Origin of the sequence: Christiangramia sabulilitoris, assembly GCF_007050985.1 — a bacterium.
Lineage (GTDB): Bacteria > Bacteroidota > Bacteroidia > Flavobacteriales > Flavobacteriaceae > Christiangramia > Christiangramia sabulilitoris.
The window spans coordinates 48,386-68,869 of sequence record NZ_VHSF01000002.1 but is presented as its reverse complement, the minus strand read 5'-3'; the positions used below and the strand labels follow the sequence as shown (position 1 = coordinate 68,869).

Here is a 20,484-nt window from a genome sequence, read left to right as displayed (position 1 = left end):
TTATAGGGCCTAATCACAAAGTATTTATGTCATTAAGAAAACAGGCTACCTCAGGAATAGCATGGACTTTCGCTCAACAGTTTGGAAACCAAGCAATAGGATTTGTGGTTTCTTTAATTCTAGCCAGAATTCTGATGCCGGAAGAATTTGGTCTTATAGGTATGATCGCCGTATTTATAGCAGTTGGGAAAACACTTCTTAATGCAGGCTTAACACAATCATTAATCCGAAGCGATAATCTGGATGAGGAAGACTATTCTACAGTGTTTTATTTTAACCTAGCTGCAAGTCTATTCATTTATGGAGTAATTTATATTTCTGCGCCACTTATAGCTGATTTCTATGGACAACCGATATTAATTAATATTATTCGTGTTTTTTGCCTAACGTTTTTAATATCGGCATTTTCTGCAGTTCAGGGCTCACGGTTGACAAAGAAGATGGATTTTAAGACCCTCACGATCGTTTCGATTCCATCAAATATTATTGGAGGAATAATTGGTATTGGAATGGCTTATACCGGATTTGGTGTTTGGAGCCTAGTTTGGAGTTCCTTAGCAAGTGCTTTTATTAATTCAGTACAGCTTTGGTTTTACTCTAAATGGAGTCCAGGTTTTGTTTTTAATATAAAAAAGTTCAAGGATCATTTTAATTTTGGTTATAAGTTAACACTGTCTGAGTTATTAAATTCGGTTTTCAATAATCTTTTTATAATAGTCATAGGCCGTTTCTTTTCAGCTGGGCAGGTGGGATTTTACACGCGGGCCCAAACCTTGAAGCAATTGCCGGTAACCAATATTTCAAATGCTCTAAATAAAGTTACTTATCCACTATTTGCAAGTATACAAGATGACGATGTAAGACTTAAGAGGGTTTATAAGCAGTTAATGCAAATGGTGATTTTTGTAGTTGCTCCAGTTTTAGTCTTTATGGCCGTTTTGGCAGAACCACTTTTTAGATTTTTATTTACAGAAAAGTGGCTGCCTGCAGTTCCTTATTTTCAAATCCTATGTGCAACAGGGATACTATATCCTATTCATTCGTATAACCTAAATATACTGAATGTAAAGGGGCGGAGTGATCTTTTTCTTAAACTAGAAGTTGTTAAGAAGATCATTATCATTATTACTATTGCCCTTACCATAAATTATGGAATTATTGCCCTGTTATATGGTCAGGTTTTTACTTCAGTCATGGCCTTTGTGGTAAATACACATTATTCGGGAAAGTTTATTAATTATTCTGCTTTAGAGCAAATTTATGATGTTTTACCAACTGTACTAGTAGCTATTCTTGCCGGAGCATTCGTTTTTATTTTAGATTTTTATTTATTAAATCATCGAATGGATTTGATAAGGCTCATTGGAGGAACTTTTTTAGGTGTAATAAGTTATTTCGGAATTGCATATTTATTAGGCTGGAATAGTTTAAAGGAACTTATTTTAATATTAAAGAAAAAGAAAAGTTAATAAGAAACCAAATTTGATGTTATCTGATGAAACTAGCCCTAAAAAAATAAAGCCACTAATAAGTGTATGTATGATTACATACAGGCATGAAAATTACTTGGAACAGGCTGTTGAGAGCATTCTAATGCAAGAAGGAGAGTTTGAAATGGAATTAGTTATTTCTAATGATAATTCTCCAGATAAAACAGCCGAAATAGTTAAAAGGCTTATTGCTAATCATAATAAAGGGAACTGTATAAAATATTTTTGCCCTGAAAAAAATCTTGGTGTTACTCAAAATTTGATTTTTGCTTTAAAACAATGTCAGGGAAAGTATATAGCTATTTGTGAAGGAGATGATTTTTGGACTGATGAAACAAAGTTGCAGAAGCAAATTGAATTTTTAGAAAATCATGAGGATTATGTAGTTACCTATCACGATGCACTTGTTGTCAATGAAAATGGGGAAGTATTAAAAGATAGTAAGTTACCGGCTAGCTGTCGAAAAGATTTTACTCAAATTGAATTAATGAAAGGAGCATATTTACTTTTTCTAAGTATATGTTTCCGTAACATTATTGAAGATTATCCAAGGGAAATTTATAGTGTTTCTACTCCAGATGTTTTTATTACTAGCCTTTTAGGAAATTATGGCAAGGGAAAATATTTGCCATTTATTCAAAAAGCTGGTTATAGGTTACATGGAGGAGGTGTTTGGGGTAAAAAAGCCCAAATAAAGAAACTTGAAATGAGGTTAAGTTTATTCAAAAGTCTCAATTCTTTCTATAGATCAAAAGATAGGGAAGTTTCATTCTACTATTCTGATAGAATAAGTGGAACACTAAGACCCATTATTTTCGAATATGCTAAAAGTAAAAATTGGGAAGCATTTATTAATTATTGCAAGCTATACTTTAAACATGTAAAAGGAATAAAAAAGGTCAATAGTCTTTTATTCATTCAAAAGATGTTCCTACTTTTTATAATCCATCGCTTTTTAAAAAATTGAAAGTTTATTCAATGATCAAAACTACATACGTTTCCATAATTATACCTACCTATAATAGGGCTCATATTATAGGTGAGACAATTAAGAGTATTATAAATCAAACATATCCAAAATGGGAATTAATAATTGTAGATGATGGATCTTCAGATAATACGGAATCAATTATTAAACAATTTGGGGATTCCAGGATAATTTATCAGCAACGACCTGCAAATAGAGAGCGAGGGGGAAATGCAGCAAGGAATTGGGGCTTTGAGGTAAGTAAAGGTAAGTATGTGAAATGGCTTGATTCAGATGATCTTTTGGCACCACATTGCTTGGAGAAACAAATGAGTTTTATAAAAGAAAATAATTTAGATGTAGTATTCTCAAGGTCCAGGTTTTTTAAAGAAATAAGCAGTGATGGTCATTTTACCTGGGATAAATATTGGTCCAAATTCTTTCCTTTAAAGGATCCGTTTGATAATTATTTATTTGGAAAAATAAGGTTTAGTACGGGAGATGGTTTATGGAAAAAACAATTTATTGGTCCTTCTCCATTTCAAGAAGATCTAAGGAATTCTCAGGAATGGTTAATGCTTGTTCAACAACTGTCTAAGAAACCTAATTACCATATCGACGATGAAGTTTTGGTATATAGTAGAATGCACTCAGAGCAAATGCATAATCAGAAATCTTTTTCATTCCACTATAAACATCAAATACTGGCAAGATATTATGCTATAAAAAGCTTAAAAAAACAAGGGAATTTATCTGGACGGAGATTTAAATATCTTTTTAAAAACATGATTTTTAATTTTACGAGACCTGTTAAAAAAGGAGAGTTCAAATATTTTCTTTCTAACACCTTAATTTTGGTAAAAACTTGTTATCACGGGGTGCATATTTTATTTAAGTAGGAATTTTGAAACTATGAAATTTTCATGTAGATATTTTTAAATGTATACTTCAAGAATCAAGGATAGTTAAACTTAGAGTTATATAAAATTTTTAGAATGATGAAATTATTAATGCTATTTCCTTCATTGAAGATAAAATCTGAATGGATCTTCAGGTTAATTGAAAATCTAGGCGGCTCTATTGCGGTTATAGGTACAAATGAAATAAATACGGAAAGAATAAAAACTGACCAGTTAAATATAAATCCGTTTTATTCGAAAATCTTAAGAAGAATAAATGAGGATCTTAATTCTAATTTTACGTATCCAACAATTTTATTAAAAGCTGAGAAAAAAGAAAATACCAATATAAATTATATTCATTTTATTGGATATGCGATAAAATTTAAAACATTTATCCGTAAGTCTAAAAATCCTACTTTAATTCATTGTCACGGTAAAGATGTGATGTGGGATTTGAAAGATATTAGAACAGGTATACCAGTCCACCCACCGGAGTATTTTAAGTCATTAGAGGAACTTTCCAAAGATGTTTATTTTATTGCTAACTCACAGTTTACCAGAAAACAATTATTAAAAAAAGGAGTGGATGAATCAAGAATTTTCATCAACCATTTTGGAATTGAAATAAAAGAAAAGCTTATTACACCTATAAATAATAAAACATTCAAGATTCTTTACCTGGGTCGGCTGGTCGATTTTAAAGGACCACTGGAAACAATAGAGGCCTTTGAAAGAGCATGCCAACTGGGATTAAAGGGAGAGTTGCTTATTGCAGGAGGGGGTGAAATGGAAGATCAATGTCGGGAGAAAATCAACCAGTCAAAATATAAGGATAGAATTAAATTACTTGGTTGGGTTAATAAAGAAGAAGCGGAAACTTTATATCAGCAATGTAATATTTTTACTGCGCATAATAAGGTGGATGCTTATACAAACCAGGTTGAAGCTTTTGGTGTGACGATAATTGAAGCAATGTCTTTTGGATTGCCTGTCGTAACAGGTAAGTGTGGAGGTGTGGAAGATAGTGTTGTGGACGGAGTTACAGGATTTTTAATTGAACCTGGAGATATTGGAGGACATGCCGAGAAATTAATTCAATTATATAATGACTTTGATTTACGAAGTCGTCTGAGTGCGAATTCTGTCGATCGAATAAAAGATCATTTTAGTCTGGAAAAGGAACGAAATGGTTTAGAAAATATAATTAAAAAGATAAGTAATAAATCAACCTCACTTAAGAATGCCTAAATTCAGTGTAGTTATTCCAAATTATAATCGAGCTCAAAAGGTTAAAGTTGCAATACAGAGTGTTCTTGATCAAACTTATACCGATTTTGAAATAATAATTGTTGATGATAAATCTACGGATAATTCTATCTCCGAAATTGAACAGTTAAAGAGTGAAAAGATATTTGTTCACCAATTAAAAAGAAATTCAGGCGCAGCTGTTGCAAGAAATTATGGAGTGAACCTGGCAAAGGGGGAATTTATATCTTTTCTTGATAGTGATGATTTTTACGAGAAGAATTTTCTGGAAGAAAGCAATAAATTGTTATCTGAAACTTCAACTGATGTTGGTTTTATGTGGACAGGGGTAAGATATCATTATAAAGACAGAACATATGAACGTGCATGGACTCCACCTAGAAAAAAAAATCCATATATCACTTTTCTACATAACTTACAAATTGGTTCTGGATCTGGAATTACTTTAAAAAGAAGTGCTTTTCTTGAATGTGGTGGATTTAATGAAAATTTACCTGCTGTGGAAGACACAGATTTTTTTCTTAGGATCTCCCAGCAATATGATTATGTTAATAGTGATAAGATTTTAATGAACGTAATCAAAAAAGGGGATGATAGGATGTCTAAATCTTTTGAGAAAATAGCTGTGGCATATAATATTTTTCTTCCTGAGCATTTTGATATAATAGATGGGAGTAAAATTCTTCAGGCTAAATTTTATTATAAACTAATGTGGCTCAATTTTCACATATATGAAAAAGAAAGAGCAAGGCATTATTACAATAAAATACCCTCTGAATTAAAAAGTATTAAAATAAAGATCGTTAAATATCTATATGAAATACTTCCATTAAAACAAGCCTCTTATATACATCAAAAGTTATCGGCCTAAATGAAAAAGATTTTATATTTAATAGATACACTTGAAATAGGGGGAGCTGAAACCAGTATTCTTGAAATAGCCTCGCGCTTAAAGGAGTGGCAGCCTTTTGTTATAAGTATATATAAGGGGAATACTTTGAAATCTCGATTTGAAAATGAAGGGATTAAAGTATATACCCTGAATTTGGAAGATAAATTCGGTATAATTCCTGGTCTGAAGGAAATAGGAAGTATAATTGAAAAAGAAAATCCAGATCTAATTCATGCCACACTTTTTAGGGCAGAGCAGTTTAGCCGGATTTTAGGACCTAAGTATAATATACCTGTTTTAAATAGTTTTGTAAATGACAGCTATTCTTCTGAACGTTTTAGCAGTCTAAATTTCAAAGAAACATTAGCCTTAAATTTTTATCGCTTTATAGATAGAATTACAGCTAGGCGTGCAAATAGGTTTATGTCTATTACTAACGCAATTATTCCCTCAAATTCTAAAGCCCTGGGAATTAATGCGGACAATATTAAAGTTATTTACAGGGGCAGACATATTGGTCATTTTAGAGCAAAAGCCGAGGTTCAATTTTCGCAATTAGAAGAACTTGGAAATAGCCCTGTAATACTAACTGTATCAAGGTTATTAAAAAGAAAAGGTTATGTAGAGTCAATTAGAGCTATGGCCGAAGTAATAAAAAAGGTTCCTGATCTAACTTATTTAATTGCGGGTGAAGGTCACGACCGGTCTGTTTTTGAAAGTTTGATCTCAGAATTGAATTTAAAAAAGAATGTTATTCTCTTAGGCAACAGGAGCGATGTACCGGGACTATTAAAACGGGCAGATCTATTTCTCTTCCCTTCACATTATGAGGGTCAGGGAGGAGCCCTTGTAGAAGCTATGATTATGGGAACCCCGATCGTTGCGGCTAAAATACCGGTAATAGAGGAATCTGTTGAAGATAAAAAGTCGGCCTTATTGTTTGAACCAAAAAATATTCATGATTTAAGCCAGAAAATTATTTGGGCCATAGAGAATTCTGAACAAATGCAGGAATTAGGGAGAACTGGCATGAAAGTAGCTGAAGAAAGATTTGAAATAGGAAAAGTTTCCCGGCAACATGAACTCCTGTATGATCAAATATTAAAAGAAGTAGAGAAATAAAAAATGAAGGTACTTTTTTTGATAGATACTTTAGAGGGATACGGAGCTGAAAAGAGTCTGGTTGAAATTGCCAGGGGTTTTACAGAAGTAACACCTGTCTTTGTGCATATCTATCAGGGAGATATGTTGAAGCCCCATCTGGAGCAGGCAGGGATAAAGGTATACTCACTGGATTTAGAAGATAAGTACGCATTCAATAAGGCGCTGGATAAATTAATTCCTATTTATTACCGGGAAAGGCCTGATATTGTACATGCTACATTATTTCGTTCTGAAATTATTGCCAGAAAACTTAAAAAGAAAATTCCTGCTATTTGCCTTGTTGGTAGTTTTGTAAGTAATGCTTATTCTCCTGAAAGACTTAGAGGAAAAAATGCCATAGACAAATTAAAACTAAATTATTTCTTTGAGCTTGATCGGCGAAGTGTGAAATATGTAGATTATTTTATTTCCAATTCACATACTATAAAAACACAAACTGGAAAAGCTCTAAATATTGAAAAGGATAAGGTCGAGGTTATTTATAGGGGAAGAGATAGCTCTAAATTTGACCCTGATAAAAAAAATGGAAAATTTCCATATCTTAATAATCAAAGAATTATTCTCCTCAATGTAAGTCGTCTAATCCAGCTTAAAGGTCAGAATGATCTTTTAAAGGCTATGCCTAAGGTTTTAAGAGAATGTGGAGATGTTTCACTTGTTTTTGCTGGTCACGGACCATACAGGACACATCTTGAAAGGGAAGTTAAAAGATTAAAGTTAGAGCCTTACATCCATTTCCTTGGCCGTATAGATAATATTAATAAATTACTTCTTAAAGCAGATGTGTTTTTGTATCCATCATATTCTGAAGGTCTGCCTGGAGCTCTAATAGAAGCAATGATGTCCGGGAAAACTATTATTTGCTCTGACATCCCGGAAAATCTTGAATGCGTTGATGAGGAATCGGCTTTAATATATGAAAAAGGGAATATTTCTGAACTCTCAGATGCTATAATAAAAGTTCTTAAGGATCCAAAGAAGTATAATAAACTTGGAGAGAATGCGCGCAGACAGGCTGTCCATAAGTTTGAATTAAAAAAAAGAATTTCTGATTATCAGAATTTTTATTTCAGGATAAAAAAGCACCATAAAAAAGATCGCTTACGTATCCTGCATTTAATACAAAGACCTCAAAATAGAGGAGCTGAGACCTTTGCATGTCAATTAGCGAATCATCAGGATAGCCTGGGTAATACTGTGAAAATAGTTTCTGTATTTTCTGGAAAAACAGATCTGCCATGGAAGGGAGAAATAGAGTCACTAGGAGCTTCTTCCAACAGAAGGCTTTTTGATTTAAAGGCCTGGAAAAAACTTAATGAGATTATTCTAAATTTTTTACCCGATATAGTTCAGGCAAATGCAGGTGATACTTTAAAATATGCAGTCTTTTCTAAAAAAGTATATAATTGGAAGGTCCCGATTGTTTTTAGAAATGCTAGCGAAGTTGGAAGGTATTTAAAAAGCAATTTTCAGAAGAAATTCAATAACTTCCTTTATAATCAGGTTGATCAGGTAATTTCAGTATCCAATGTATCAAAGCATGATATAGTTGCAAACTTCCCGGTTTTAAAAAATAAAGCTGTAACGATACCCATTGGTATTGAGAATTCTAAAACGATAATGCCAGAGAAATTAGAACCTTTTGGAAAGAAACATATAATTCATGTAGGAGGTTTTACTTTTGAAAAGAATCATGAAGGCTTAATCAATATTTTTGAAAAGATTTTAGAAAAATATCCAGATGCCCATTTACACCTTTTGGGAGATGGCCCCTTAAGATCAAAAATTGAAAAACTTGTAAGCAAAAGGGAACTGGAAGATAAGATTTCTTTTTATGGTTTTGTCACTGATCCTCTTCCTTATATTAAAGCGGCAAATGTCCTGATTCTACCTAGTATAATTGAAGGTTTGCCTGGTGTCTTACTGGAAAGCATGTTTTGCGAAACACCTGTAGTTGCATATGATGTTGGGGGGATTTCAGAAATAGTAAACGAGGAAACCGGAATAATAGTAACTGCTAATAATCAAGAAGATTTCATTAATTCAGTTCTAGAAATCTTACATAGTCCTAATCTGGAGATCATTGAAAATGCCAGAAAAAAGGTAGAATCAATATATTTCAATTCTGAAATTGCAAAGCGTTTTCAGGATACCTATTATTATCATTTCTGAAAAAGAATATTTTACTAATTTTTTTTTAATTAATTGATAGAGGTTGCAATTCGGTTAACTTTGCCTTTCTATGAAAAAAATCAGGATACTTCATATTATAAAATCATTGGGAAGAGGGGGGGCTGAAATGTTATTGCCAGAAACCTTAAAGCTGCATGATAAGGAAAAATTTGAGTTTCATTATATCTACTTTCTATCCTGGAAAGATCAAATGGTTGAGGCAATTAAGGAGGCTGGTGGAAAGGTTACCTGTTTTGAAGCGAAGGATAATATCCGTTTGTTAACGCAGTATAAAAAAATTATTGGATATTGTAAAGAGCACAAAATAGATCTGATCCACTGTCATCTTCCATGGGCAGGTTTTGCCGGGCGTCTGGTACATTGGAGAACAAATATTCCGGTGATTTATAGTGAACATAATATGCAGGAACGCTATCATCCCGTTACTAAAATTTTAAATAAATATTCATTTAACAGTCAGTCAATGGCTATAGGAGTATCGGAAGATGTGACACTTTCTATATCGAAAAATATTAGCCCAGACATTCCGGTAAAAACAGTTTTAAATGGAGTAAATACTGATGCTTTTATAAAATCAGGATCTTTAAGGACCAAGCAGGAACTGGGAATTCCAGCGGATGCTTTAGTTATTGGTAATGTCGCTGTTTTTAGATTTCAAAAGCGATTAATTGAATGGTTACGGGTATTTAAAACTATAAGCGACAGGAATTCAAATGTATATGGTTTAATTATTGGTGCCGGCCCCCTGGAAGATGAGATAAAGAAAGAATGGAAAAGTCTTGGATTAGAAAATAAAGTCTTTTTTCCTGGCCTTAAAACAGATGTGAAGCCTTATTTTGAAGTCATGGATGTTTTTATGATGAGTTCTTCTTTTGAAGGTCTGCCTATAGCACTGCTGGAAGCAATGAGTATGGAGTGTGCAATAGTTTCTACAAATGCTGGAGGTATTAAAGAAGTAGTAAGGAATAAAATAGATGGTCTTGTTTGTGAGACGAATGAGTTGGGGAAATTAGAAGTGCTTGTTCAGAAAATGATAAAAAACCCTGATAGTCTCACTAAATTTAAAAGGGCTGCAAGAGACCGTGTGAGAGCAAAGTTCAGTTTAAATATAATGGTTAAGGAGCTGGAAGAATTATACAGTAATCAGGCTAAACTTGAGCACTAATAATAGCAGTATGAATATTAGGGAAGCTAGTCAAAGTGATATACCAGATATTATTAAAGTTTTGAAAGCCAGTCTGGGAGAAGGATCTTCTGAAAAAACCGAAAAGGTTTGGAGATATAAACATATAGATAATCCATTTGGGGAGTCTTTAATTCTGGTAGCAGAAGAAAAAAATGAGATCATTGGAGTACGGGCTTTTATGCGATGGAATTGGCAGAAGGGGGATAAAGTGTACTCTGCTTTCAGAGCGGTAGATACTGCAACACATCCTGATCATCAGGGTAAGGGAATTTTTAAAAAACTAACTCTAAATGCTCTGGCTATGGGGAAGGAACGTGGGGATCATTTCGTTTTTAACACCCCAAATGCCCAGAGTAAGCCGGGGTATCTTAAAATGGGATGGAAAGAAATTTCTAAGTTAAGAATTCATGTAATACCCGTGAACCCTTTTTACTGGAAAAAGGAGAAAGAAATAATGCAAAATTTCAGTAATGACGTACCAAATGAATTTTTAGATCTGGATAAATGGAATGAGGATCTTATAGGGTCGGATAAGGTTTTCACACCAAAAGGGGAGAGTTATTTAAATTGGAGATATGTAAATAACCCAATGCAATCCTATTTTATAAAATCAAATTCTGAATATTTTATTGCTGGCTATGTGAAAATTCATAAAAATTTCAAAGAGTTTCGTATTTCGGAGTTGTTGTTTACAAAAGATGCTTCTAGAAAGACGATTAAAAAAATTATAATGAATTGGGCTAAAAAATTTGGGGTCCAGTTTGTTAGCTTGAATGTTCCTTTGGAAGGTACTATTTTTAAAAGAAGTTTAAGTGGGGGTCTTGGACCTGTTTTAACCTTTAAACTAATTGATGAAAACCTTGATCAAAATATGTTTTTAAAATTTAAATCCTGGGAGTATAGCCTTGGGGATCTTGAATTATTCTAGTTAATGCTTGGAGCTTTAGTTTTAATGTTAGCACTATTTGTCATCAATCAAATGATGTACAGCACTTTTTCGAAAAAACATAAGTTCTTTTCGAAAAAACTGATGAATACATTATTTCTTTATCATTTGTTTTTTTTCATAGTTTATTACACTTACGCTTTATTTAATAATTCCGATTCCCGATTATACTATTCACGTCCTCAATATGGTGCCTGGGGGGAGTATTTCGGAACCAGTACAACTTTCATTGATTTTATGTCCTGGCCTTTTATTAATGTTTTAGGTTTTAATTATGAAATGATGATGGTTCTTTATGCCTGGTTTGGATATATAGGCTTTCTTTATGCATACTTGTTCTTTAGAGAAAACATACCAATAAAATTAAAAGTCTTCAAATTAGATTTTTTAATTCTTGTCTTATTTCTTCCAAATATGCATTTTTGGACAGCCTCTTTAGGTAAGGGCGCTCCAATATTTATGGGTTTAATGATGTTCGCTTATGCGATTAAGGAACCTAAATCCAGGTGGTTTACTCTCATTCTTGCCTCTGTATTAATATATTATATTAGGCCGCACGTGTTCTTATTTGTTGCGGCGGGTACCGTGTTAGGATATATGACAGGTAAAGAGAAAATTGCATTTTGGAAAAAAATGTTAATCTATATTGGAATGATTGGTAGCTTGATTATGGTGCAGGACACTATTCTCGGAATGGCCGGTTTAGATGAATCTGAGAATTTGGTTCAAGGATTTGAAGATTTTTCAGAAGACAGAGGGGGGGAGCTGGCAAAATCAGGTTCGGGAGTGGATATGGTAGATTACCCCTTGCCAGTAAAACTATTTACATTTTGGTTTAGGCCATTATTTTTTGATGCACCGGGAATGCTAGGACTCATTGTTTCAGTTGAAAACCTAATTTATTTACTGTTATTTATAAGAATACTGAAAAAGGATTTCCTTAAATTTTTAAAGAAATCACCGGTAACTGTAAAAATGAGCCTTACTGTTTTCTTCCTTGCTTCGCTGGCGATGTCTTTCGTTATGTCTAATCTGGGAATAATTATGCGTCAGAAGTCGATGGTTATGTACTTTTTATTTTTTGTAATTTATTATTATTTGGCTCAGAAGAAATACGACAGGATAGTTATGTTGAAAAAAAGGAAAAATAAAATTTTAAAGAGCAGGGAATTGGGAGTCAGTTAATTTAAAATTATAGATATATATTATACGTAAATGGGAAATGGAGCTTTAGTAATTTCACTTGATTTCGAATTGCTTTGGGGAGTTTTTGATAAGGTTGAATGGAGAGATAGAATAAAATATTTTCAAAATACCCGCAGTCTTATTCCTGAAATCCTACGGCTTTTTGAAGATTATAATATTCATTGCACCTGGGCTACAGTAGGAATGCTTTGTAATGAAAACTGGGAAGAATGGAATGAAAATATTCCAGATTACTTACCTGAATATTTCAATAAAAATTTATCTGCCTATACTTTCGGAAAAAGTATCCAAGAAAAAGAAACCGAAGATTTATGTTTTGCTCCTAAGTTAGTTAAACAAATTATTGAAACAGCAAATCAGGAATTAGCAACTCACACCTATTCACATTATTATTGTAGAGAAGATGGGCAAAATGCAGATAGTTTTTCTGCTGATATGAACACTGCCATCAAGATGGCAAGAAATTTTGGTGTCGATTTAGATTCCCTTGTTTTTCCACGAAATCAGTTAAACACTAATTATCTTAAAATTTGTAGTGATTTTGGGATCAAAAGTGTGCGCTCTAATCCAGAGACCTGGTATTGGAAAGATACTGAAAATGATTCTCTACAACAAAAAATATTCCGGACGGGAGATGCTTATTTAGGAAAAAAGGATAAACCCTATAAGTTTTCAGATATTGATTGTAAATTTCAAGTGAGTGTTCAGCCTGCCAGTAGATTACTCAGGCCTTATACCGGAAAGCCGCTTTTAGATAAACTAAAAATGAAAAGAATTATAGACGAAATAACTTATGCAGCGCGAAATGCTAAGGTTTATCATTTATGGTGGCATCCTCATAACTTCGGTAATAATCCTAGGAAAAATCTTCAGGATTTAGAATTAATCTTAAAGCACTTTTTAGATTGTAAAAATAAATATGGATTTCAATCTCTTTCTATGAAAGGGATAAATAATATTTTGAAAGGTGTCTGAATTTGACTTTTCCATAATAATTCCGACCTATAACAGAGCCCAGCAGATTTCTAAAGCAATATTAAGTATTATAAATCAGTCTGTAGATAACTGGAATTTAATAATTATAGACGATGGTTCAACTGATAATACCAAAGGTGAAATTCAGAAGTTTTTAGTAAACGATAAGATCAAATACGTATATCAGCAGCATTCAGGTGTTTCCATGGCTCGTAACCATGGAATTAAACTGGCATCTTCTGATCATATTATTTTTTTAGATTCAGATGATAAATTTTATCCAGATCTAATTCGGGATCTTACTTTCTTGGACCATAAAAAATATGATCTTATTTTCTGGGAGGTTAAAAAAAAATCGGGAGAAACTACATCCATCTGGAAACCTAGAAAACTCGAAAAAATATATAATGGAATAAGGGGAAGTTTTTTGTCTGGAAGTGTATGTTACCGGAAAGTAATTCTTGAGTCTGTAGGTGGATTTGATCCTAATATTATATTTGGGGAGAACTTTGAAATGGGGATGCGAATTGCTCATCTTCCAGACTTAAAAACTATAACTCTACCTTCTATATATCTTGAATATAATATTAATCTGGGCTGTCGCCCGAATAGTGAACCTAGTTCCAAATTAAAATCTTTACAGTATTTATTACAAAAGCATGCGAAAATTTATTCTGAAGATTCACTTTCACATTCAAGGTTATTATATCAGATTGGTTATTTGAATGAAAGACTAAAGAGGAGAGAAGAAGCCTATGAGTTTTTTAAATTGGCCTTTAAAAAAAGACCTTTTTATTTTAAACCATTTTTAAAAATTCTTCATTATCAATTAAAGAAACTGGGCCTAAAAAATATCTCGTGTTAACTTCAATGCTGAATATATATTTTTCCTTTTTATATAAAGAATAAATAAACTCCGGTTAATATTACGCAGATACCTATCAATTCCTCTTGCCGCTTCAGTTTTTTGTTCACTTCGATAATATTCCAGCAAGTTTTTAAAAGTTTTCGCTTTAAGCTGCAATTGTAGAACTCTCTCATTCTTTGTCCAGATTCCTTCGCTATGTCTTCGGTACATATTTGGAGTTATTTCGCCTAAGAACTTAGCTGGACCATAATTACCAAGGATGCTTAATATGAAGCTATCTACATTAATAACTTTTAATATTTCCTCCGGAAGTTGTGGAAATATTTTTCTGAAACAAACTGTAGATAACTGTGGATGGGACTTGAGGTTAATTATATCTTCACTGCTAAGATCAAATTTTGGTTGATCCAGAGGAATAAAATCCATTACATCATAAGTTGGCTTTTCAATAAATTGATGATAGCAGAATGAAAAGTTTTCATTCTGAGCTAAAAAGTCCACCTGCTTCTGAAGCTTAAAGGGATCTGTCCAAAAATCATCACCTTCACAAAAGGCTATATATTTGCCTTTTGCTGCATAGAAATTATATATAGCATTGAAGTTTCCTGTTCCGATTCCATTAACTTTTATTTTGTTTTCTGAACTATGTAATATTAACCTAATTCTTTCAGGATATTTACTTGCATAATCAAAACAAATTGAACGAGTTTTATCTGTAGAATCATCCTCTCCAACAATAATTTCAAAATTAAAACTGGTTTCTTGTTTGATTATTGAATCGAGACATTCTGCAATGTATTTTTCGTGGTTATAAGTTTGTACCAATACGCTAACTAATATATCATTAGCTTTGCTATGTTTATAATGTTCAACTGGTGATTTTTGATAACGTTCCTGGAATTGTCTAAAATCCATTACTTTAAAAATCTATTGCCGAGTTGTTTGGAATCAACTTTTCTAATTGTGGTTCCTTTATTAGAATAAACTTCGTAAGGATTTGTGTTTTTTTCCAAATTACATCCCATACCTATAACCGTATTCTGAGCGATTGCCAAATTTTGCTTAATGGTAGAATTCATACCTAAATAGCAAAAATTTCCGATGGTCGCATTCCCTCCAATAGTATTGCCGGTCATTAGCACATGATTACCTATATTGCAATGATGACCAATTCGTCCACCTATAATAAAGGTGTTGTCACCAATATTTACATAAGGCTGAATGATCGATCCTTCACCAATAAAAATGTTTCTAGCGTTGTCAAAATTTTCCCAGATCGTCGCTTTTGAAGATACATAATTGGCGAAACTTAAATTCAACTCAATAGCTTTTTTAAAGATTCTTGCTCGAATGTCATTGTTTCCTATGGCTATAAAAATATCGAAATCATCAGTTATTTCATTCGTGACATTCTCAAATGAATAAACATGTAGGTTATTAATTATACTTTTAACTTTATTACTTTTTAAATAATTTTCTTCGATACAATATCCAATAACTTGGTATTTGGAATCATTATTAAACAGAAATGCCAGATACTCGGCGAATTTTCCAATTCCGTAAATTAATAATTTAGATTTCATATTAGATTTTTGCTATTTCTGAAAGTACCGACGAATTTTTAAGTCTAGGACAAGTTTAGTCAAAAAATATCATATGGAATACGCCATCCGTGTATTCTACCATGCTAAAATAACTTTTCAACGAATTAAATAGGATTTAATTTGTTCTATCGGTCATATCTGCTAAATTTCATAATCTAACTTATAACCAGCTAATTATGAAAAGATTGATGATGTTGTCATTTATTATGGCCTTGTATTCCTGCACTTCGGACCAGGAAAGTTTGGATGACATGAAAATATCCGAGGTTAACCTTATATCTAATATAGATGGGTGTAGTGTTTACGATCTGGAGTTTGGGCAAGAAGCTATAATAACAGTCCGAAATTTTTACGATTATTTAGAGGTAAGGGTTAATAAAATAAGCTCAAAATCTTTAAATAAAATGAGCATTCATTTTGCCAAAGATCTGGCAGATTTTCCCAAGAAAGGGAATGGTCAATTGAATCCTTCTGAATTTTATTATTCTGAATCTGTAGACAAGGCAGTAGATGAAGTAATATTGAGATTTAATTTCAAAGATCTTAATATTGCTGTTGGCGAGGAAATTATGATTAGTGCGGTAGCACAATTTGGAAAGGGAAAAAATAGAGAGGAACATTTTGCTACAGACGAAACATTAACTAATGGGAAATTTTATTTTACCTACCAGATAGAAAATTTTAAAAATTATGCTGGTACAGATCAAATTCGTGAAATTACTTTGTCAGAAGCACAGGCATTACCCAGCTGGGATGAAGTTAGAAAAACGTATGCATCTATGCTGGATTCCGGCGTGAATAAAAAGGATGGGGTGTATAAACCAAGTATTTGGGATTTAATCTATGATTTTAATGATCCAAGTAGAGAAACTCAGTTAGGAGATTATCCTACAACCTATACCTTAGGAACTGGAAGTTGCTCAGATTCTACTAATCTAATTCTTCGTGTGGTGCCGGATTCGCAGTAAAAAGGAATTAAAATACGCAGAAAAATTATAGGTTTAGAATTATAAAATTTGTACTACAAATTAAAGATTAATACTTTCAAATGAAATCTTAAAGTAAGACTTATTCTCTTATTTAACAAGTATTCTAGTTACATATCGAAATTGTTGAAAAACTGATTTTTGTTGAATTACATTTGAGTAACCATTCTAAACTTTATTCAATATGAAAACAAAATTATTTTTTCAATTAATTTTATGTGTTCTTTTTATTGGCTGTAGTATTGATCCAATAGAAGAAGACTTAATAACTAATCCGGTAGAAAGTGTTGATGCCGGAATTACTGATGCCGGTTGTGCCGGAATAGATGCTGCTAAGACTATCACATTTTCTGAAGCTTCTGCCATAGAAAGCTGGGATGAAGTGCGAAAGCTATATTTAAGTCTTCTTCAACCTGGTGTTTCCCGAAATGGAACTTTCGATCCTAGAATTTGGGATATTATCAGGGAATTTCAAGCGAAAGGAATTGGAGAGTATTCAACTACCTATTCGTTGAATGGAGATTGTTCAGATTCAGTTGTTTTAACTGTAAATGTTGTGCCAGATCCAGCTGACGATGCGAATAATTGTGAAGCTTTTACCGCTGGGCCTGATGCTTCTTTGGAGATAGAACTTTCTGAAGCGTCGGCAATAGAAAGTTGGGACGAAGTAAGAAAACTTTATTTGAGCCTTTTAGCTCAGGGAATTCCAAGGGATGGAACTTTTGATCCTACAATCTGGAATTTGATAAATGCATTTAGAAATAATGAGGTGAAATTAGGTGATTACTCCACTACGTATACAATAGAACAAGGCGACTGTTCAGATTCAGTCAAGCTAACAATCATTGTAATTCCAGATAAGTTAGATGAACCCTTATGTGAAATTAATGCTGGCCAAGACAATTTAATCGAAATGACCGTAAGTCAGGCTGCAGCGATTGAAAGTTGGGATGAGGTGAGAAAACTTTATCTAAGTCTACTAGAGAGAGGTGTGCCAGGAAATGGTTCATTTGATCCATCCATCTGGAACTTAATCAGTGCGTTTAACGATCCTAATCGGGAATCTAAACTTGGTGATTATACTACTACATATACTATTACAGATGGGGATTGTTCAGATTCAGTGAACCTTACAGTAAGAGTAATTGCAGATTAACTAAAAAAATATTGAAAAAAAAGACCGTCAGCATTGACGGTCTTTTTTTTCCCAGTATTTCTTATTTTAAAATGGTTTCAATCCACAATTTTGAGGAAATTTTCGACAGAAACAACGAAGTCAAATAAGATAGACATAGTAAAAAATCTGATTTTATGATCAATTCATAAATGGCAGGCTATTTGCAAAATCCATGTTCAATCATTGAACTATGGAATACCAATTAATTTTCCGGATTTTAGAAGCCTTGATGCTGATTCCATTTTTGTTTGAGGTCAACCAGAAAATACTGGCTTATCTTCATTCGAAATTCCATTTTTTGCCAAAGGTGAAAATGAACTGGCTTTTCTTTTACCATATTGGTTTTGGAATTATTTATTATGTCTATACTTTGTCCCATCGATCTGATAGTAAGGCTTATTTCTCCAGAGCAGATAACTTCGAAGGGAGTTGGTTTCAGCTTTTTGGAACTGAAACCACTTTTATTGATTTCTTTTCGTATCCCTTTATCAATTATTTTGAATTTTCGTTTGAATTGATGATGCTTCTATTTACCTGGATTGGGTATTGGGGTTTTGTTCTCGGCTTTCTATTTTTTAAAGAAAATATTAATGTCAAAGTTCGGGTTTTTAAAAAGGTAGATCTGCTAACCTTAGTATTATTCTTCCCGAATATGCACTTCTGGTCTGCAAGTCTAGGGAAAGGAGCGCTGATCTTTTTTGGATTAATGCTTTTTGCATTTTCATTGAATAAGCCAAGAGCTCGGATATTAGGACTCCTGTTTTCCTCTTTACTGGTTTTCGCTATAAGGCCGCATATGTTTCTGCTTCTCTGCGCCGGCGGGTTATACGGGCTGTATTTCGGGAAAAACATTATAGCTCTGAGATATAAAGTTTTATTGACATCAATAGTAATGGTCGGTATACTGATACTTAAAGATCAGATCCTTTCCGTTGTAAATCTTGGGGATTCTACAACTCTGGTTGCCGATTTTATGCAATTTTCTGACAACAGGTCACAAAACCTTAGTGAAGCAAATTCTGGAGTAAATATGGCCGGGTATAGTTTGCTGGAAAAAGTTCTTACTTTTTGGTTTAGGCCACTTTTTCTGGATGCTCCGGGATTTCTTGGAATAATAGTATCTATTGAAAATCTTATTTATCTGTTACTTTTTGGAAAGATCTTTCGCCTTAATTTTTTCAAATTCTGGAAAAATGCACCTTCTCATGTAAAGACCTGTTTGATGATCTTTCTTTCAACTTCTGTTGCCATGACCTTTATTATGTCCAATCTTGGGATCATGATTAGACAAAAAACGATGATCATGTATTTTATGTTCTTTGTTATTTATTATTTCCTGGCTTATGACAAATCTGAAGAAGTAAAAAGAAGGTTGCATATTCTGAATTCTTCTAAATCAAGAAAGATTGTTACAACCTGATATTTAATCAGAAGGTAAAACGCTATAAAAATATTAGCTTTGCCGATATCCAAATTTACTGTGAGTGCAAAAACTGGTTAGAATTACGACAATTCCCTTGTCTTTAGAGAAATTACTGGAAGGACAGTTGACTTACATGAATAACTATTATGAGGTTATAGCGGTTTCAGCTGAAAAGGATCGTTTAGTGCAATATGGGCTGAAGAATAAAGTTGATACCTTTCATGTTGAAATGACCCGTGCTATAACGCCTATCCGGGATTTAAAGGCCGTTCTGCGGTTATTTTGGTTTCTGAAAAAAGAGAAACCTCTTATTGTGCATACTCATACACCTAAAGCCGGAATAATTGGAATGTTGGCTGCTAGCCTTGCCGGTGTCCCTATCCGTTTACACACTGTCGCTGGTTTACCTCTTCTGGAGACCAGGGGTCTAAAAAGAAAAATCCTGGATCTGGTAGAAAAATTAACTTATAAGCTTGCCACCAGGGTATATCCAAACTCTGTGGAATTAAAAAGGATTTGTTTTAAATCGGGATATGCCAGGGAAGAGAAGTTGAAGGTTTTAGGCAAGGGTAGCTCCAATGGTATAGATACCAATTATTTCGATCCTGCAAAATTTTCAGAGGATGATCAACGGATTTTAAGAAAGGAATTGAATATTCCGCAAGATGATCTGGTATTTATCTTTGTGGGGCGCCTGGTAACTGAAAAAGGGATTAATGAATTGGTGAAGGCGTTCGAAAAGCTGAATTCTGAAATCGATAATATCACGCTGTTATTGGTTGGGCCGTTTGAAAAGGAACTTGATCCTCTATTACCTGATGTTTACGAAACGATTAAGTCGCATAAAAAAATAATTACTACAGGTTACCAGACCGATGTTCGGCCGTATTTCTCTATTGCAAATATTTTAGCATTTCCAAGTTACCGGGAGGGATTTCCTAACGTAGTGATGCAGGCTAATGCAATGAGTTTACCCGTGATTGTTACTAATATTAACGGTTGTAACGAGATAGTGAAAGATGGCGTTAATGGGATTATTGTAGAGGTGAAAAGTGAAGAAGGTTTGAAGACAGCAATGAAAACCTTGGTACTGGATGAAAATTTAAGAGAAAACTTAATTGCAAATAGCCGGAAAATAATTCAGGATAATTATGAACGTGCTCAGTTTTGGCAATTATTGTTAAAAGAATACAAAGAATTAGAAGGCCTCTATAAACATGATTAAATTCGCCGCTGCGA

18 protein-coding genes are annotated in these 20,484 nt (G+C 33.2%); 16 read left to right on the top strand and 2 right to left on the bottom strand.

Annotation, left to right across the window (positions count from 1 at the left end; genetic code table 11):
* Nucleotides 1–26 precede the first annotated feature (26 nt).
* The 12 genes from FGM01_RS06825 (at nt 27) to FGM01_RS06770 (ending at nt 14,052) form a co-directional block, all read left to right on the top strand.
* The gene (locus FGM01_RS06825) at nt 27–1,469 is read left to right on the top strand and encodes a lipopolysaccharide biosynthesis protein (RefSeq protein WP_143410408.1); all 1,443 of its coding nucleotides are present in this window, start codon (nt 27–29) and stop codon (nt 1,467–1,469) included.
* A gap of 16 nt (nt 1,470–1,485) precedes the next feature.
* Nucleotides 1,486–2,457, top strand: a complete 972-nt coding sequence (locus FGM01_RS06820; RefSeq protein WP_143410407.1) for a glycosyltransferase — start codon at nt 1,486–1,488, stop codon at nt 2,455–2,457.
* Nucleotides 2,454–3,356 (top strand): glycosyltransferase family 2 protein, encoded by a 903-nt coding sequence (locus tag FGM01_RS06815; RefSeq protein WP_143410406.1) that lies wholly within the window; start codon nt 2,454–2,456, stop codon nt 3,354–3,356. Before FGM01_RS06820 ends, FGM01_RS06815 begins: the two co-directional genes overlap by 4 nt.
* Nucleotides 3,357–3,452: 96 nt before the next feature.
* Entirely contained in the window at nt 3,453–4,607 is a 1,155-nt protein-coding gene (locus FGM01_RS06810; protein WP_143410405.1) for a glycosyltransferase family 4 protein, read from the top strand.
* Entirely contained in the window at nt 4,600–5,496 is an 897-nt protein-coding gene (locus tag FGM01_RS06805) for a glycosyltransferase family 2 protein (protein ID WP_143410404.1), read from the top strand. The genes FGM01_RS06810 and FGM01_RS06805 overlap by 8 nt, the downstream gene beginning before the upstream one ends.
* On the top strand, nt 5,497–6,639 hold the full coding sequence (locus FGM01_RS06800; protein WP_143410403.1) for a glycosyltransferase: 1,143 nt from the start codon (nt 5,497–5,499) through the stop codon (nt 6,637–6,639).
* Nucleotides 6,640–6,642: 3 nt separating this feature from the next.
* Nucleotides 6,643–8,853, top strand: a complete 2,211-nt coding sequence (locus tag FGM01_RS06795; RefSeq protein WP_143410402.1) for a glycosyltransferase — start codon at nt 6,643–6,645, stop codon at nt 8,851–8,853.
* Between the two features lie 70 nt (nt 8,854–8,923).
* A complete protein-coding gene (locus FGM01_RS06790; RefSeq protein ID WP_143410401.1) occupies nt 8,924–10,039 on the top strand; it encodes a glycosyltransferase in 1,116 nt (371 codons plus the stop codon).
* Between the two features lie 10 nt (nt 10,040–10,049).
* A complete protein-coding gene (locus FGM01_RS06785) occupies nt 10,050–10,988 on the top strand; it encodes a GNAT family N-acetyltransferase (RefSeq protein ID WP_143410400.1) in 939 nt (312 codons plus the stop codon).
* Between the two features lie 3 nt (nt 10,989–10,991).
* Nucleotides 10,992–12,191, top strand: coding sequence for a hypothetical protein (locus tag FGM01_RS06780; protein ID WP_143410399.1), 1,200 nt, complete (start codon nt 10,992–10,994; stop codon nt 12,189–12,191).
* A gap of 30 nt (nt 12,192–12,221) precedes the next feature.
* On the top strand, nt 12,222–13,187 hold the full coding sequence (locus tag FGM01_RS06775; protein WP_143410398.1) for a polysaccharide deacetylase family protein: 966 nt from the start codon (nt 12,222–12,224) through the stop codon (nt 13,185–13,187).
* Nucleotides 13,180–14,052, top strand: a complete 873-nt coding sequence (locus FGM01_RS06770) for a glycosyltransferase family 2 protein (RefSeq protein WP_143410397.1) — start codon at nt 13,180–13,182, stop codon at nt 14,050–14,052. The genes FGM01_RS06775 and FGM01_RS06770 overlap by 8 nt, the downstream gene beginning before the upstream one ends.
* On the opposite strand, the gene FGM01_RS06765 is transcribed toward FGM01_RS06770, so the two are convergent.
* Together FGM01_RS06765 and FGM01_RS06760 are read right to left on the bottom strand one after the other, a co-directional pair.
* Nucleotides 14,032–14,970: a glycosyltransferase family 2 protein gene (locus tag FGM01_RS06765; protein ID WP_143410396.1), complete on the bottom strand. Its 939-nt coding sequence runs from the start codon at nt 14,968–14,970 to the stop codon at nt 14,032–14,034. The genes FGM01_RS06770 and FGM01_RS06765 overlap by 21 nt on opposite strands.
* Nucleotides 14,970–15,638 (bottom strand): acetyltransferase, encoded by a 669-nt coding sequence (locus FGM01_RS06760; protein WP_143410395.1) that lies wholly within the window; start codon nt 15,636–15,638, stop codon nt 14,970–14,972. Before FGM01_RS06760 ends, FGM01_RS06765 begins: the two co-directional genes overlap by 1 nt.
* A 425-nt stretch (nt 15,639–16,063) precedes the next feature.
* On the opposite strand from FGM01_RS06760, the gene FGM01_RS06755 reads away from it, so the two are divergent.
* From FGM01_RS06755 to FGM01_RS06740, 4 genes are all read left to right on the top strand, one after another.
* On the top strand, nt 16,064–16,627 hold the full coding sequence (locus FGM01_RS06755; RefSeq protein ID WP_143410394.1) for a hypothetical protein: 564 nt from the start codon (nt 16,064–16,066) through the stop codon (nt 16,625–16,627).
* A 202-nt stretch (nt 16,628–16,829) separates the two neighbouring features.
* Entirely contained in the window at nt 16,830–17,801 is a 972-nt protein-coding gene (locus FGM01_RS06750) for a hypothetical protein (protein WP_143410393.1), read from the top strand.
* A 211-nt stretch (nt 17,802–18,012) separates the two neighbouring features.
* Entirely contained in the window at nt 18,013–19,242 is a 1,230-nt protein-coding gene (locus FGM01_RS06745; RefSeq protein ID WP_208012716.1) for a hypothetical protein, read from the top strand.
* A gap of 64 nt (nt 19,243–19,306) precedes the next feature.
* Nucleotides 19,307–20,470, top strand: coding sequence for a glycosyltransferase family 4 protein (locus FGM01_RS06740; protein ID WP_243735776.1), 1,164 nt, complete (start codon nt 19,307–19,309; stop codon nt 20,468–20,470).
* Nucleotides 20,471–20,484 lie beyond the last annotated feature (14 nt).